14 protein-coding genes are annotated in these 16,999 nt (G+C 31.7%); 4 read left to right on the forward strand and 10 right to left on the reverse strand.

What is annotated here, in order from left to right:
• Positions 1-16 precede the first annotated feature (16 nt).
• Positions 17-1,270: a dicarboxylate/amino acid:cation symporter gene (locus ACFQ0S_RS12945; protein ID WP_379759376.1), complete on the reverse strand. Its 1,254-nt coding sequence runs from the start codon at positions 1,268-1,270 to the stop codon at positions 17-19.
• A 73-nt stretch (positions 1,271-1,343) separates the two neighbouring features.
• Entirely contained in the window at positions 1,344-2,405 is a 1,062-nt protein-coding gene (gene aroC / locus ACFQ0S_RS12950; protein ID WP_379759373.1) for a chorismate synthase, read from the reverse strand.
• Between the two features lie 173 nt (positions 2,406-2,578).
• On the opposite strand from aroC, the gene ACFQ0S_RS12955 reads away from it, so the two are divergent.
• The 3 genes from ACFQ0S_RS12955 (at position 2,579) to ACFQ0S_RS12965 (ending at position 4,562) form a co-directional block, all read left to right on the forward strand.
• Positions 2,579-3,409: a UDP-2,3-diacylglucosamine diphosphatase gene (locus ACFQ0S_RS12955; RefSeq protein WP_379759370.1), complete on the forward strand. Its 831-nt coding sequence runs from the start codon at positions 2,579-2,581 to the stop codon at positions 3,407-3,409.
• 79 nt (positions 3,410-3,488) lie between these two features.
• Positions 3,489-3,968 carry a hypothetical protein gene (locus tag ACFQ0S_RS12960; RefSeq protein ID WP_379759367.1) on the forward strand — a complete coding sequence of 160 codons (480 nt, stop codon included), beginning with the start codon at positions 3,489-3,491 and terminating at the stop codon, positions 3,966-3,968.
• A gap of 96 nt (positions 3,969-4,064) precedes the next feature.
• Positions 4,065-4,562 (forward strand): hypothetical protein, encoded by a 498-nt coding sequence (locus ACFQ0S_RS12965; RefSeq protein ID WP_379759364.1) that lies wholly within the window; start codon positions 4,065-4,067, stop codon positions 4,560-4,562.
• A 1-nt stretch (position 4,563) separates the two neighbouring features.
• Here the strand turns inward: ACFQ0S_RS12965 and ACFQ0S_RS12970 are convergent, their stop codons facing one another.
• The 8 genes from ACFQ0S_RS12970 to ACFQ0S_RS13005 form a co-directional block, all read right to left on the reverse strand.
• Complete coding sequence (locus ACFQ0S_RS12970) at positions 4,564-5,028, reverse strand: protease complex subunit PrcB family protein (RefSeq protein ID WP_379759361.1); 465 nt, start codon at positions 5,026-5,028, stop codon at positions 4,564-4,566.
• The gene (gene bshA, locus ACFQ0S_RS12975) at positions 5,029-6,192 is read right to left on the reverse strand and encodes an N-acetyl-alpha-D-glucosaminyl L-malate synthase BshA (RefSeq protein WP_379759358.1); all 1,164 of its coding nucleotides are present in this window, start codon (positions 6,190-6,192) and stop codon (positions 5,029-5,031) included.
• Positions 6,193-6,274: 82 nt separating this feature from the next.
• Complete coding sequence (locus ACFQ0S_RS12980; protein ID WP_379759355.1) at positions 6,275-9,256, reverse strand: glycoside hydrolase family 3 N-terminal domain-containing protein; 2,982 nt, start codon at positions 9,254-9,256, stop codon at positions 6,275-6,277.
• Positions 9,257-9,270: 14 nt separating this feature from the next.
• The gene (locus ACFQ0S_RS12985) at positions 9,271-9,753 is read right to left on the reverse strand and encodes an ABC transporter ATPase (RefSeq protein ID WP_379759352.1); all 483 of its coding nucleotides are present in this window, start codon (positions 9,751-9,753) and stop codon (positions 9,271-9,273) included.
• Between the two features lie 32 nt (positions 9,754-9,785).
• A complete protein-coding gene (locus tag ACFQ0S_RS12990) occupies positions 9,786-10,577 on the reverse strand; it encodes a (Fe-S)-binding protein (protein ID WP_379759350.1) in 792 nt (263 codons plus the stop codon).
• Positions 10,578-10,622: 45 nt separating this feature from the next.
• Positions 10,623-11,948, reverse strand: a complete 1,326-nt coding sequence (locus ACFQ0S_RS12995; protein WP_379759505.1) for a 4Fe-4S dicluster domain-containing protein — start codon at positions 11,946-11,948, stop codon at positions 10,623-10,625.
• Positions 11,949-11,954: 6 nt separating this feature from the next.
• Positions 11,955-12,920 carry an MlaD family protein gene (locus tag ACFQ0S_RS13000; RefSeq protein ID WP_379759347.1) on the reverse strand — a complete coding sequence of 322 codons (966 nt, stop codon included), beginning with the start codon at positions 12,918-12,920 and terminating at the stop codon, positions 11,955-11,957.
• Positions 12,921-12,967: 47 nt separating this feature from the next.
• On the reverse strand, positions 12,968-14,137 hold the full coding sequence (locus ACFQ0S_RS13005; protein ID WP_379759344.1) for an N-acetylmuramoyl-L-alanine amidase family protein: 1,170 nt from the start codon (positions 14,135-14,137) through the stop codon (positions 12,968-12,970).
• Between the two features lie 85 nt (positions 14,138-14,222).
• Between ACFQ0S_RS13005 and ACFQ0S_RS13010 the strand changes: the two genes are divergently transcribed.
• A complete protein-coding gene (locus ACFQ0S_RS13010; protein ID WP_379759341.1) occupies positions 14,223-16,940 on the forward strand; it encodes a putative LPS assembly protein LptD in 2,718 nt (905 codons plus the stop codon).
• Positions 16,941-16,999 lie beyond the last annotated feature (59 nt).

A 16,999-nucleotide genomic window follows, 5' to 3' on the forward strand; every position in this document is an offset into this window, starting at 1 on the left:
GTAAATCAATAAACTACTATTCTTTCTCCCATTTCCCAATGGCTGATGTAGCTAATGCGTTTCCTAATACATTTGTTGCGCTTCTAAACATGTCACAAAAATGATCTATTGGTAAAATTAAGGCTATGCCTTCTACTGGAATTTTAAACATCCCGCAAGTGGCTGCGACAATTACTAAACTAGCTCTAGGAACACCTGCAATACCTTTACTTGTAAGCATTAAAACAAACAACATCGTTAATTGAGTAGGTAAATCTAAAGGAATATCATAGGCTTGTGCAATAAAAATACTTGCAAAAGTCATGTACATCATACTACCATCTAAATTAAAAGAATAGCCTAAAGGCAACATAAAGGATACAATTTTATCTTTAACTCCAAAACGTTCCAACTCTTCGGTAAGTTTAGGGAAAACGGCTTCAGAACTTGTAGTACCGAATGCTATAATTAAAGGACTAATAATATGTTTTAAAAGTGTAATCATTCGTTTGCCTAGAAGAACAAATCCAATAGCTAAAAGAAAAAACCATAGCGACGTTATCCCAACTAAAAAAGAACCAAAAAACTTGGCATAGGTCAATAGTAAATCATTCAAATCTCGAATGGCAAAAACCCCAGCAATAGCTCCAAAAACACCCATCGGAGCAAACTTCATCACATAATTAACCATTTTTAAAATAATATGTGATGTTTTGTCTAGAGCATTAATTACAGGTTTAGTATACTCCCCTATTGATGCTGCGGCCAATCCAAAAAATATAGAGAAAATTACAATTTGCAAAATCTCATTCATAGCCATAGCTTCTATAATACTCTTTGGAATGATATGTTCTACAAAGTTTTGAGCAGAAAAATTTTGTGTTTTCTCAGTTACTTCGGCAGCAGTTGATAAATCTATTGTATTTAATTGAAGTCCAACACCTGGCTGTAAAACATTTACCCAAAACATTCCTATTAACAACGAAATAAATGAAGCTGAAAAGAACCAAGCCATTGCTTTTCCACCTATTCTTCCTACGGTTTTAATATCGCCTAATTTTGCTATTCCGACCACTAAAGTTGTAAAGACCAGCGGAGCAATTATCATTTGCACCAATCGAATAAAAATAGTAGCCAATATTTTTATTTTATCGCTAAATGCCTTAGCAGTAGCTACATCATAATTTTTGAATACCAATATCCCTAAAGCTGCTCCAAAAAGCATAGCAATAAGTATTTGAACCGTTAAATTGGAGAAATACGATTGCTTTTTGGTTTCTATTGTTGTCATAAATAGTTTAGATTGTTTGAAAAAACTTAAAACTAAGGTAGAGCATTATTAGTAATAATAAATTGACTTCTGTTTACAAATACGTCTTATTTATCAAATAAAAATCAGCTAAAACTAGGGCTGCCATAGCTTCAACAATAGGCACAGCACGTGGTACTACACACGGATCATGACGTCCTTTTCCGGTAAGCTCAACAATGTTTCCTTGATTGTCTAAAACTTCTTGTTTCTGAATTAAAGTAGCCACTGGCTTGAATGCCACTCGGAAATAAATATCCATTCCGTTGCTGATTCCACCTTGAATTCCACCAGATAAGTTAGTTCTTGTAGTCCCGTCAGGGTTGTATAAATCATTGTGTTCGCTTCCTTTCATTCTAGCTCCACAAAATCCGCTTCCGTATTCAAAACCTTTCACAGCATTTATAGAAAGCATGGCTTTACCTAATTCGGCATGTAATTTATCAAAAACGGGCTCACCTAAACCAATTGGAACGTTTTGTATTACACATGTAATGGTTCCGCCAACGGTATCGCCTTGTTTGCGAATGTCACGAATGTGTTCCTCCATTTTTGCAGCTGCCTCTTCGTCAGGACAACGCACAGGGTTGCTTTCTATTTTAGAAAAATCCAATTCTTGATAGGGTTTATCAATAAAAATTTCGCCAACAGACGAAACAAAAGCATTGATTTTAATGTCTTTTAAAACTTGTTTGGCAATAGCACCCGCTACTACTCTACTAGCGGTTTCACGAGCTGAACTTCTACCGCCACCCCGATAATCGCGTATGCCGTATTTTTTTTCATACACATAATCGGCATGACTAGGTCTATACGTATCTTTTATATGCGAATAATCATCCGATTTTTGATTCGTATTCGGAATTATGAAACCCATTGGAGTTCCTGTAGTTTTGCCTTCAAAAATTCCTGAAAGAAATTGAACCTCATCTTCTTCTTTTCGTTGTGTAACAATTGCTGACTGTCCCGGTTTTCTTCGAGACATTTCGTATTGAATATTTTCTAAATCGAGAACGATTCCCGCCGGGCATCCATCAATAATTCCACCTAAAGCTTCACCATGTGATTCCCCAAAAGTGGAAAGTTTAAAAAGTGTTCCGTAACTATTTCCTGCCATTATAATTTAATTTTAAACAAAAGTACCATTTTAGTTTTAGGTTTAAAAGCATAAAATTAAATCTTATAAATAAAAATAAACACTTCAGTCACTTTTTGAACTATTTATTAATGTTTAGTTTATTCCTTGTTAATATACATTGTATTAATTTGTAAAACTTCAAATCATTTACATTGAAAAAGCGAAAAATAGAATTAGTTGTACTCTCTGACATTCATTTGGGTACTTTTGGATGCCATGCTAAAGAATTAGTTAACTATTTATCTTCTATAAAACCAAAAATTTTAGTACTTAATGGAGATATTATTGACATTTGGCAATTTAGAAAATCATATTTCCCATCGACTCATTTAAAAGTAATTCAAAAGATTATAAATCTGGCTTCAAAAGGCACAAAAGTATATTACATCACTGGTAATCATGATGAAATGCTTCGCAAATTTAGCGATCTTACTATGGGGAATATTTCCCTAGTAGACAAAGTCGTTTTAGAATTAGGAGATAAAAAAGCATGGATTTTTCATGGAGATGTTTTTGATGCCTCCGTACAACATTCAAAATGGATAGCAAAATTAGGTGGTGTTGGATACGATTACCTGATTTTAACAAATCGATTAGTAAATTGGTTATTGTTCAAAATAGGAACAGAGCCGTATTCATTTTCTAAAAAAATAAAATCTAGTGTCAAGAAAGCCGTAAAACATATTTCTGATTTTGAGCAAACTGCTACAGAACTTGGAATAGAAAAAAAATATGACTATGTTATTTGTGGTCATATTCATGAACCTAAAATTATAAAGAAAGAAAATAAAAATGGCTCAATTATGTATTTGAATTCAGGCGATTGGGTAGAAAACTTAACTGCATTAGAATACAATTATAAACGTTGGAAATTGTATCGTTACAAAGACACTAACTATACCGAAGATGAAGATTTATTTGAAATGGAAGATATGATTAGCAGTCAATTAATTGCTTCGCTTATTTTTACTGAAAAAAAATAATTGTTTAAATACTCATATGCTTTTTGAAACAAATTTTATTATAAGATTGTATATTTGCAATAACAAATACATTTATTATATGAAAAAACTTATTTTATCTGCTTTTATGCTTATTGGATTAGCATTTAGCTCACAAGCACAAGACATTTCAAAAAATGCTTTAGGACTTAGATTAGGGGATAACAATGGATTTGGTGGAGAAATATCTTATCAAAGAGGACTATCTGATGAAAATCGACTTGAACTTGATTTAGGTTGGAGAAATAGCAAAAGTATAGATGCCTTTAAATTAACTGGAATCTATCAATGGGTTTGGGAAATAGACAATGGTTTTAATTGGTATGCAGGAGTTGGTGGTGGATTAGGAAGTTGGAGTGCCAATAATGATAATAATGGTTCTTTTGTTTATATTGCAGGAGACATTGGAATTGAATATAATTTTGATGAAATGCCAATTCAACTTTCGTTAGATGCAAGACCTGAATTTGGATCTGGGGACTATTTTGATAATGATAACTTCTTAGATATTGCTTTAGGAATTAGATATAAATTCGATTAATAATTTATTTTTTTTAATTAAAATCCTGTTTTTTTAATAGAAACAGGATTTTTTGTTTATAGATTGTATATTTGTAAAAAAATAAAATTATTTTTTATGAAAAAATTCATATATATACTAATTCTTACCGTCTCGTTTTCATTTTTATCTCTAGCCCAAGAAATTGCAACAAATGCAATTGGAGTTCGAATAGGGAGTTACAATAGCTTTTTAGGGGAATTGTCTTATCAGAGAGGGCTTTCAGATAGTGATAGACTTGAGTTTAATTTAGGTTTAAAAAGAAGTAATAAAGATATTGACTCCTATAAATTTACAACTCTTTATCAATGGGTTTGGTATATAGATGACCGATTTTATTGGTACGCAGGTGCAGGTGCAGGATTTGGCATTTGGGAAAATGATGTAAAAAACGAAGACTTTAATGGGAATTTCCTTTTTGCAACTGGAGATATTGGTCTTGAATATTCCTTTTGTGACACCCCATTAATTTTGTCTTTAGATTACAGACCTGAAATGTACTTTAGTGATTACAAAGAAAAAAATCAAGATAATTTTAGAGGGAATATTGGATTAGGAATAAAATTTCGATTTTAAATTAATTTACAACTATTTCTTTTTTAGAATTTATTTTAACAATTGTATACGGATAAACAAAATCAGGAAGTTTTATATTTGAAGCAGTTGATTGTTTTTCCTCCGTCTGAATTATAATTTTATCAGCTGTTTCGGTAACATTTTTTATTACAATTGAAGACCCTGAGATTTCTTTTTCGCCAAGATTTAGAATAATAAAATTACAAGTTTTTACATCATCTTCTTTGATTTTCTTCCTCAAATTAACATCTCCAAGTAACATCTTTATTTCTCTTGGCTCTGTTAGTATTTCAAAAAAACGAATATGGGCACCACCATCCTCCTGCTCAGTTAGTACTTCGTATAATTTTTGATTTGATGTTGTTTTTGTAACTGATTTACATGAAAAAAAGAATGATAAAGTGAAAAGGAGTATTATTTTCCAATACTTCTTTTCAACTATGAATGATGGAAAAATAGTATTCATTTAAACCTTTTTTTTATTTACAACTTCTTTTCCTTTAGAATCATCAATCGCATTACGATAAATCGCTTCATATAAAGGAAGGATATTTCTGATGTCAAATTTCATGGCTGTCTTCAACGCATTCTCTTTGAAATTATTTAATGTACTATCATCTTTTAATATTCTTAAAGCATTTAGAGCCATTTCATCAACATTACCTACATCGCTTAAATATCCTGAAAACCCATCAGAATTTACTTCAGGTAATCCTCCCGAATTACTTGAAATTACTGGAACATTACAAGCCATTGCTTCAAGAGCAGCTAATCCGAAACTTTCAGTTTCAGAAGGCAATAAAAACAAATCAGAATAACTCAAAATTCGGTCTATTTCATTACTGTTTCCAAAGAAAATAACTTTGTCAGCAATTCCTAATTCATTACACAATCGCTCTGCCTTTTCTTTTTCGGGCCCATCGCCTACCATTAATAATTTGGCTGGAATTTCTTTCTGAATTTTGTAAAATATTTTAATGACATCAGGAATGCGTTTCACTTTTCTGAAATTACTGATATGAGTTATAATGCGCTCCTCTTGTTTTGCTAAAACCGAACGATAACAAGGAATATCAGAATCAATTTTTTTAGTATCTAATTCTATAAAATTAGGGATTACAACTATTTCTTTTTTTATATCGAACAACTTTAACGTGTTGTCTTTTAAACTTTGAGAAACCGAAGTTACCACATCTGATTTATTGATACTAAAAGTTACTGCTGGCTTGTAAAAGGGATGATTGCCCACTAAAGTAATGTCGGTACCGTGAAGTGTAGTTACCATTGGGATTTTGATTCCTTCTTCTTTCAGCATTTGCTTGGCCATATACCCTGCATAAGCATGCGGAATGGCATAATGAACATGAAGCAACTCTATTTGATACAATTTGACCATATCGACCAATTTGCTCGATAACGCCAATTCATAAGGTTGATAATGAAACAATGGATATTCAGGAACATTTACTTCATGATAGTGCACATTTGCATTCAATAAAGCCAAACGAACAGGCTGACTGTAGGTAATAAAGTGAATTTCGTGTCCTCGTCTTGCCAATTCAAGACCAAGCTCGGTGGCTACTACTCCGCTACCTCCAAAAGTTGGATAACAAACTATGGCTATTTTCATTTACTTTTTTTAATTGGAAACGAATTTAAGAAAATCAGAGTGTGTTTTAGGAAAACTTACGTTAAAAGATTTAGGGGAAAAACTATTTCACTATCGCCTCGTAAATCACTTTCTGAATATCCTCTCGAATGTTTTCTTTTGACAATTTATTTACAGTGGATTCTGGAAATGTTCTATTAGACAAAAACACATAAATTATATCCGTTTCAGGATCTGCCCAAGTCATGGTTCCTGTAAATCCTGTATGACCAAAGCTAGTTAATGAAGCACAGCCACAAGTAGGCCCAGCAGTTCCAGGTTGTTGCGGTTTATCAAAACCAATTCCTCTTCTATTTCCTTCTGCACAGAAATAACAGGTATTAAAATCGGTAAATGTTTTTTCAGAAAAATATTGGCGATTGCCGTAATTTCCTTTTTGCAGATACATTTGCATTATTTTAGCAACATCCATAGCATTAGAAAAAATGCCAGCATGACCACCAACTCCACCTTCCATAGCTGCTGCCATATCATGAACGTACCCTTGAAGCAACTGATGACGGAAATAGGTGTCGATTTCTGTGGGAGGAATAATGTATTTGTTGAATTTTTGTAACGGATTATAAGTAGTATTATTCATTCCTAGTAAACCGTAAAATTGTTCTTGAACTATAACATCTAGGGTTTTACCTGTAATTTTTTCTAGATATTCTTTAAGAATAATAAAAGTAAAATCGCTGTATTTGTACTCTTTTTTAGGCATTAACTTGCTATCAACAATTTTTTTCATAATCGTGTCATGATAATCATTTCTTAAAAAAAGACTATCAGCTACTTTTTTAGAAAATTGTTCATTAGCTACTTTGCTGTAAAATTTAGGCAAAGGAATTTTCGAACTGTCTAGTGTGGATTTATAAAAAGGAGTCCAAGCCTGAAAACGTGCATAATGGGATAATAACTCTTTAAACGAAATATCTTTTTTATCTGACTGATTAAAAATAGGAAGCATAGTGCCTAAAGTAGTTTCCATAGTAACCTTTCCTAGATCGTATTGTTGCATTACATTAGGCAAAGTTGCAACGATTTTAGTTAATGAAGCAATATCATAAATATCAGAATTTACCACTTTTACTTTATTATCATAGGTATGATACCCGAAAGATTTTTGATAAATTACTTTTCCTTTTCTAGCCACTAGAACCTGAATACCAGGCGTCATTTTTTGATTAATGGCTTTATTGGCCAAATTGTCAATTTTGGATAAAATTTCACTATTCATGCCAACATTTTCTGGTGTAGTAAACCCAAGTCGATTGAATTTTTGAGTCGTTAAACCGTCATTGATTTTAAAATTTGTACTTATAGAAACTGGCAATTTACCTTTGGCATCAACAGCACCAAAAAGCAATTCGGCAGAAACAATCTGTGCTACATCGCTATTTTGATAAGAAAGTACAACACCTTCAATTTCATCAAAATTTGAAATAGTGTTTAGAGCATAGGGCTTTGTAAAAACATCTAAAATAACGATGTTGTTTTTTGCTATTTCTTGCAACCAAAGTAATTCTGTTTCTGTTAAGTCATATTTTTTCCAAGCTTTATCCGACTTATGAAAACCAACAATTACAGTGTCATAATTTTTAAGTTTTACATTTAAACTATCTATATTTTCATCAAAGACATCAGTAACCTCAGTATATTTTTTTAAAGTAGTAACGAAAGAACTATTTACATCATCTCCCAATTTAACATACGCAATTTTGTTGTTTTCTAGATTCTTAAGTGGTAAAATCTCATTTTTGTTTTTTAAAACCGTTATTGCATTTTCATATAATTCATATTGCAATGCATCATTGGCTGTCGAATTTATATCTTTATATATACCAGGAATTGATATCGGTTTAAAATTATTCAAACCCACTTTATATTTGTATTTCAATATTTTTTTAACTGAATACCCCAATCTTTTCTCCGTAATTATACTGTCTTGATAAGCTATACATATTTTTTCTTTAGCAATAGGAACATTTTCGGCACAAAGTAGAATGTCATTTCCTGCAAGAAAAGCTTCTAAATCTATTTCACCTGGATCTCTAAAATTCTTTGCGGCTTTCATATTCAAAGCATCGGTAAAAATAAGTCCTTTAAAACCAAGTTGCTTTTTTAAGATATCGGTAATTATAGTATGAGAAACAGATGATGGTAAATTTTCCTTAGGCTCCAAACTAGGCACGTTTAAGTGTGCAACCATTACTGAGGCTAAACCTTCATCGAATAACTTTTTATAAGGATAAAACTCTATATCGTCTAATCGTTCTTTAGAAAAAGTAATTGTTGGAAGAGCTGCATGCGAATCAATTTCGGTATCTCCGTGTCCCGGAAAATGTTTTCCTGTTGCTAACAAATTCAAACTTTGATAGCCTTTCATTAAAGCTAAAGCACTTTCGGCAACATTTACTTTGTCTTCACCAAAAGAACGAAATCCAATAATTGGGTTTTTAGGATTGGTATTAATATCTAAAACTGGCGCAAAGTTAAAATGTACTCCTACCCTTTTGCTTTGTTCGCCCATTTGAACTCCTACTTTCTCAATCAATTTTTTATCTTGAATAGCGCCAAGAGTCATATTCCAAGGGTAGCGATAGGTAGAATCTAATCGCATACTTAAACCCCATTCGGCATCAATACCAATTAGAAGAGGGATTTTGGATTTTGATTGAAAGCGATTGGTTAATTTAGCTTGACGAACAGGTCCTCCTTGAAAAAAAATTAACCCACCTATTTTATGTTCTTGTATTAATTTATCTATAGCATTTGCATGAACTGAATCTTTATTAGAATAGGCCGAAACCATAAACAATTGTCCTACTCGTTCATCAAAAGTCATTTGATTGTATACGCTATCAACCCATTTTTTTTGATTTTCAGAATCAAATCCGTAAGTATCATCCAAAATTGGTTTCTCTATTGGTGCAACAACAATTTCTGGAGTTTTTATTGGTGTAGAAACCACCTTTTTAGGAGTAACACAACTTGAAAGATAAAGTAAACTAAGAAAAAGTATTTTTAGAATTGTATTTTTCATTCACTCTATTTTGATTAAAAGAACCTGCTGTGCCAACTTTCACCTGCAGGAACTTCCCAATTTTCATTCCATTCCTCAATAGAATTGACTAAATTATTAAATACAATCGTGTTTTCGGTAACGGCTTTATCTTTTGCCATTTTTTTGAAATCGATTAACGTTTTATGTGCAACATGTTCGCCAAGTTTAAAAGTCACATTCATTTTATCTAACAAATCAACATTGTATTTTTTTTCTAAACCCTGAATAAACTGCACCGAAACGTCTATAGAGCAACCTGTTGCGTTTTGCACCTCCTGATTTACAGCTAAAATAATAAAGCGATTGTATTTTAATTGGTAAGAAGCTTCCAAACTAGTGCCATGTGCTGACCAATTTTGTAAAAATGATTGTAAAGCTACTTCTATTTCAGAAATTTCCTCGTCAGAGAATTTTCGGTTAGATTGATATATCCAGATTTTTGATTCTAGCGGTAAATTTTCAAAAGGAACAAACATTTGATTTTAGATTTAGGATTTTATAATCTATTTTATAAATCTTGAGCATTAGCAATTAATTCGGCAATGTCCATGACTTTGACTTCGCCTTCTTTTTCTTTATTCTTAATACCGTCGGTCATCATAGTATTGCAAAACGGGCAACCCGCTGCAATAATATCTGGCTTGGATTCAAGTGCATCTTCTGTTCTTTCGATATTAATTTCTTTATTTCCGGCTTCTGCATCTTTAAACATTTGAGCACCTCCAGCGCCACAGCACAAACCGTTGGCTTTAGAACGTTTCATTTCTACTAATTCGGCGTCCAATTTCTGAATTAAATCTCTTGGTGCTTCATATATATTATTAGCTCTGCCTAAATAACACGGGTCGTGAAACGTAATTCGCTTTCCTTTAAACTGTCCGCCTTCTATGGTTAATCGTCCAGTGTCCAAAAGTGACTTTAGAAACTCCGTATGATGAATTACTTCATAAGTGCCACCCAATTCTGGATATTCATTTTTTAAAGTATTGAAACAATGCGGACAAGCAGTAACTATTTTTTTAGCTTCATAGGCATTCAAAACCTCAATATTCATCATAGCTTGCATCTGAAACAGAAACTCATTTCCGGCTCTTTTTGCAGGATCACCTGTACAACTTTCTTCAGTGCCTAATACTGCAAAAGAAACATTGGCTCTATTTAAAATTCGAACAAATGCTTTCGTAATTTTCTTTGCTCTGTCATCAAAACTTCCTGCACAACCTACCCAAAATAAAATTTCGGGTTGCTTGCCTTGTGCCATCATTTCTGCCATTGTAGGCACGTTTATTATTTCTGACATATTTTTTTTGTTTCAAGTTTCAAGTTTTAATACTCAAACTAAATTTTACTCGTTCATCCAATTCAATCGATCTTGCTGATTGTAAGGCCATGGTGCTCCATTGTTTTCAATATTGCTCATCATGGCATTTATAGGTTGTGGTGCGGAACTTTGCTCCATAACTAAATACCTTCTCATATCCATAATAATTGATAATGGACTAATATTTACTGGACACTCCTCTACACATGCATTACATGAAGTGCAAGCCCAAAGTTCTTCGGTTGTTATATAATCGTTGAGTAACGTTTTATTGTCTGGCACAAAAACACCTTTATTGGTATCGATATTTTTTCCTACTTCCTCTAAACGATCTCTAGTATCCATCATTATTTTTCGAGGAGACAATTTCTTACCGGTTATATTTGCTGGACAGGTAGAGGTACAACGACCACATTCAGTACACGTATAGGCATTTAGCAATTGCACCCAATTTAAATCCATAACATCACTGGCGCCAAATTTACTAGGCATTGCGTTTTCATCTATTGGAGCTGCAGCAAATGGATCGGCATTTGGATCCATCATTAATTTTACTTCTTTAGTAACAGAAGCCAAATTATCAAATTGTCCGTTTGGATTTAAATCGGCAAAATACGTGTTTGGAAAAGCCAACAGAATGTGTAAATGCTTTGAAAAATACAAATAATTTAAAAAACACAAAATACCAATTATATGCAACCACCACACTAATCTTTCGATTAACATAACTGTTGATTCTGATATTCCGTTAAATATTGGTTCTATAAATTGTGAAATGGGAAACGACCCAACCGATTCATAATGTCCGAATGATAATTTTTGCAAATGATAATCGGAAGCATTCATTAAGAGAAATAAAGACATCAATACAATTTCGAAATACAAAATATAATTGGCATCACTTTTGGGCCATCCTTTTAAATCAGAACTTACAAAACGCTTTAGATTGATGACATTTCTTCTAATTAAGAAAACAACTACAGCTACTAAAACTAAAAAAGCTAAAATTTCAAACGATCCTATTAAAATATTATAAAAAACTCCCAGAAATGAAAATACACGATGTGTACCAAAAAGTCCATCGATAATGATTTCAAGCACTTCTATATTTATAATTACAAAACCTATGTAAACTATAATATGTAATATCCCAGATATTGGTCGCTTTACCATTTTAGATTGACCCAATGCAATCATAGCCATATTTGACCAACGTTGAGAAGAATTATCAGAGCGATTAACGGCTTGTCCTAATTTTATATTTCGAATTATCTTTTTGATGTTAATTACAAAAAAGCTTACTCCAAAAATTAAAATTATTGCAAATAAAATATTATCTAAATAGCTTATCATATGCTAGTTTTTTTGCTTTGATACAGAATCGTTTATTGGAGCAACATAAGGTTTGTTTTTCTTACCAAATAAAGAAACATTGACATATCGAGTAGGATTTAATCGTAAATCTTGTAACAATAATTCTAATTCTTTAGATGTTTTACTAAAATTAGTATACAACGCATCGTCTTTCACTAATTTACCAAATGTCCCTTTTCCGGACTGTACATCAGCCATAATACTGTTTACTTTTGACAATGTATTTTCTAAATTATTTATAGTTTTTCCAATATTTGCTTTAGATAGCGTATCGGAAATTTTACTAAAATCATTAGAAACTTTATTAAAATTCGTAACAATCCCTCCTATTTTCTCTTTATTTTGTTCAAATATGACATTTACATTTTTTGAAGCTTTACTAAATTCTGCCAATGTTTGGTTTAGATTAGCAATGCTACTTTTTAAATTCTCTTTGGTTTTTGCATCGAGGACTTTATTTAAATTGATTAAAAGCGAATCTGCACTAACTACCATTTTTTCTACTTTTTCTTGAAGTGGAGTTAGCTTTTCAGCAACAAGATCTGTTAATCCTGGTTTGATAGAACCTAATAAATAGGATTCTGATTCTGCAATTGATTTATCGGCTAAATTTGGAATAATTTGAATTTGCTTTCCTCCTATTAATCCCGGCTCATAAATTTTTACAATACTAGATTTAGAAATTGGGAAATCACTTTTTATAAGTAACTCAACAATTAATTTTCCAGTAGTGTTTTGAAGTTTTATACTATTTACTTTACCAACAACTAAACCGTTTATAGTCACAGGTGCAGCACTTGCTAAACCTTCAACATTTTGATATTCTACATAAAAGATTCTATAATTAGTAAATAAATCTTTTCCTTTTAAGAAACCGTATCCCCAAATAAATAATAAAATGGAGGCTATAACTAATATTGCGGTTTTAATTTCTCTTGATATTTTCAAAATTTTGTTATTTAAGCAAATTTAAAATAAATTATCTGAACTAAATGTTATTTTATGGCTTCTTGAACACTTATTTTCTTCCCATCTTTAAAAGCAATTAAATAAGCTGAAGTAAACCCTTTCGATTTTGCTTCTTCTAAATTACTTTTTGCAATACCGTAATCTGATGTTTCTCCATAAGTATATTTAAAAAACGTTCCATTATCAGTATTGACAGCTACATTCTTTAAACCTTTGAAATTACTTGGAATTAATTCTAATTTTTTTGCAACTGCTGCAATTTGAACTTTAAAAATAACTCCCGAAGTTTCTTCTACTGGCTTAATTACTGGCTTTTCGATAGTTGTTTTTTGAGTAACTTTCTCAGCTTTTTTTATTGTTGCTGTATCTAATTGTTTTTCAACAAATCGTTTTGATGGTTTCTCATAAACTTCATTAGCACCATTACCAAAATATTCTTTTTTATAACTTAATATTGCATCTGCTATGGTTTGAGCTACCTGATCTTGTCCGTCTTCTGAATCTAATAATTGTCCGTCTTTTGGATTGGAAATAAAACCAGTTTCTATTAATACTCTTGGCATATATGCTTTATGCAAAACCATAAATGGTGCTTGCTTTACTCCTCTACTCTTTCTATCAAAATTGGCTATAAATTGATCTTCTATTTTACTGGCTAAAGAAATACTGTTTTCTAAATATTCCTCTTGCATCAAGGTCATACCAATCATTGTACTCGGATTATTAGGATCAAAACCTTCGTATTTTTGTTTGTAATCTTTTTCTAAAGTAATTACAGCATTCTCACTTTTTGCTACTGCAAGATTAGATGCATTTTTATTCAAACCCATAACATAAGTTTCCGTTCCTGCTGCAGCTGCATTTTTATTAGCATTGCAATGAATAGAGACAAAAATATTTGCATCTGCTCTATTCGCAATACTTGAACGCTCAACAAGTTCAATAAAAACATCTGTTTTTCTGGTATAAACAACATCAATATTAGGATTTTGTTCCAGAATTTTTCCTACTTTAAGTACTATAGCTAAGGAAATATTTTTTTCAATATGTCCATTATAAACCGCCCCAAAATCATGACCACCGTGACCAGCATCCAGAGCAACTTTAAATTTAGAGTTCGATTGTCCATATGAAATATAAGCAATTGATATGAAAAAAAAGGCAGAAAGGAATTTAAATTTAGATATTATATTCATTATATTTTAAAAGTTAATTTAAATAAAAACGTTTGTTCTTTAATTTTTATAATTGTTTACTTTTGACCAAAAATTATGTTTAAGTTTGGCTCGTCAAAAACTAAGCCATATTTTTACAAAAATAGCATTTAAAGCTTTGCGTACAAACTTATTTAATATCGTTTTATTAGCATTTTTCCTAACAATTGGAAGTGCTAAAATTTATTCGCAAGAAATAAACAACAAATCGACTGCTATACCGATTAATAAACAGGCTGATAGCATAAAAATTGTTACTACCAATCCTATTATTGTAGACACCATTAATGTAGACACCATTAAAAAGAAACCAATTCTTGAAGGTAAAATAAAATACAAAGCAGAAAAATATGCTAAAATAGACCAAAAGAAGAAGTTAATAACTCTTTATGATAAAGCTGAATTATATTACCAAGATATTGAATTAAAATCAGGAATCATTGTTTTTAACTACGAAAAAAATGAGGTTTATGCTGGTAGAATTAAAGATTCGGCTGGGGTATATACTCAGTTACCCAGTTTTAAACAGGGTAGTAATGTAGTCGAACCCGATTCAATTCGATTCAATTATAAAACAAAAAAAGCCCTTATATGGAACTCCAGAACCGAGCAAAGTGAATTTAGAGTAAAAGCAGAAATATCAAAAAGAGTTAATGATTCTGTATATTTTATGAAAGGCGCACGTTTTACCACATCAAAAGATGTTGACGACCCTGAATATTATTTTAAAACAAATAAAGTTAAGTATGTTCCTGGTAAAAAAGTGGTTACTGGTTTAACCAATATGGTTATTGCAAATGTTCCCACTCCAATTGCGCTTCCTTTTGCATTTTTTCCCATGACCGAAGAAAGTCAATCGGGTATAATTATTCCAACTTTCAATGATACAAGACAAAGAGGTTATTCCTTGCAAAATGGCGGTTATTATTTTGCATTAAGCAAAAACTATGATTTAGCCATTCTTGGTGATTATTTTACCAACGGAAGTTACGCCTTGCGTTTTGAATCAAGCTATGCACAACGTTATAAGTTTAGAGGAAATGTAAATATTAGATATGAAAATTTAATTCAGAGCGAAAGAGGTTTTCCTGATTATTCTAAAACAAATATCTATAACATTCAATGGTCGCACTCACAAGATTCTAAATCAAATCCAAATTCTCGTTTTTCAGCTTCAGTGAATTTAGGAAGTAGTAGGTATTTTCAACAATCTATAAATCAACTAAATGCTAACGGAAATCTAAACAACACGTTAAACTCATCTATATCCTATTCAAAGACATTCAATTCTGTGCCGCAAGTTAATTTATCTTTAACAGCTTCACATTCACAAAATACTCAAACTGAAGAAATCAATATGACCTTACCCACACTTCAAATGAGTGTTGACAGAATTTTTCCATTTGCATCTGGTGAAGGCTTAAAAAAAGGATTTTTTAAAAATATCAATTTTCAATACAACTTAAGAGGAGAAAATCAAATTAGAACAACGGATTCTTTGTTTTTTAAACCACAAATGTTTCGAGATGCAAAAGCTGGGTTTCAGCACAGTATCCCTTTAAGTACAAACTTTAAAATATTTAAGTATTTTAGTGCTTCAACCTCCTTAAATTACCAAGAAGTTTGGTATATAAAAACCATAAATAAATCTTTTGATTCTGATTTAAATAAAGAAGTAATAAAAGATGTAAATGGTTTCGATGCTTTTAGAACGTATTCTTTTTCATCAAGTATTGGTACAACGATATACGGTACTTTTAATTTAGGAGAAACTAAAAAAATAAAAGCTATTCGTCATGTAATGAGACCTGCAATTTCATACAGTCAAACACCCAGTTTTGCTAAATATTATGACACTTACGCTGCCGATGCCAGTGGAACTATGATTAAAGAGTATACTCGTTTTGAAGGAGGCGCTTTTGGAGCACCAGGAAAAAATAGGTCTAACAACGTAGGTATTAGCATAAGTAATACTTTCGAAGCAAAAGTTACTGATAAAGATTCTACCAAAACTGAACCTAAAAAGGTTATGCTTTTAAACAATCTAAATCTTTCTACGAGTTATGATATTGCAGCCGATTCATTGCGCTGGGCTCCAATGAGAGTTAGTGCAGGGACACAATTTTTTAACAACAAAATGAATGCCAATTTTGGAATGACCTTAAACCCATACGCAATAAACAATTCAGGTAGAGAAATTAACACATTTAATATTGACAATGGTGGAAGTTTATTTAGAATGACTAGCGCAAATATGACGTTAAACTATTCCCTAAGCAGTCGTGATGGTGATAAAAATAAGAAAAAAGAAAACAAACAAGGACAAAGAAATGGAGGTCGTGATGACGATTTGTTTGGTACCAACACCGATTTTAGTGATAGAAGAGAAAGCCAATTTGGGAATGATGACGATAGCGAAGAAGATTCCTTTAAGGGTTTTTATAAAGCGGAATTGCCATGGGACATCACATTAGCCTATCAGCTTACGTATTCTAATACAAATAGAGAAAATGCAATCAGTGGCAACTCGCTAATGGTTTCTGCTAATACTGATCTCACACCAAAATGGAAAGTAGGAGCTTCAACAGGTTATGATTTTGTACAAAAAGGAGTTACCTTTACTCAACTTCGGTTTGAACGAGACTTATTGAGCTGGAGAATGGATTTTAATTGGACACCCTTTGGAAATAATGCCTTTTGGGGTTTCTTTATTGGAATTAAATCTGGAGTATTAAGCGATATAAAATGGGACAAACGAACTATTCCAGATCGAGTGTTGAGATAAGTTAATGTTTATTTTATAATTCTAAATAAATACTCTTTAATTACAAAAATTTATATTTT

Origin of the sequence: Flavobacterium myungsuense, assembly GCF_042677265.1 — a bacterium.
In the GTDB taxonomy this organism is placed as follows: Bacteria; Bacteroidota; Bacteroidia; order Flavobacteriales; family Flavobacteriaceae; genus Flavobacterium; species Flavobacterium myungsuense.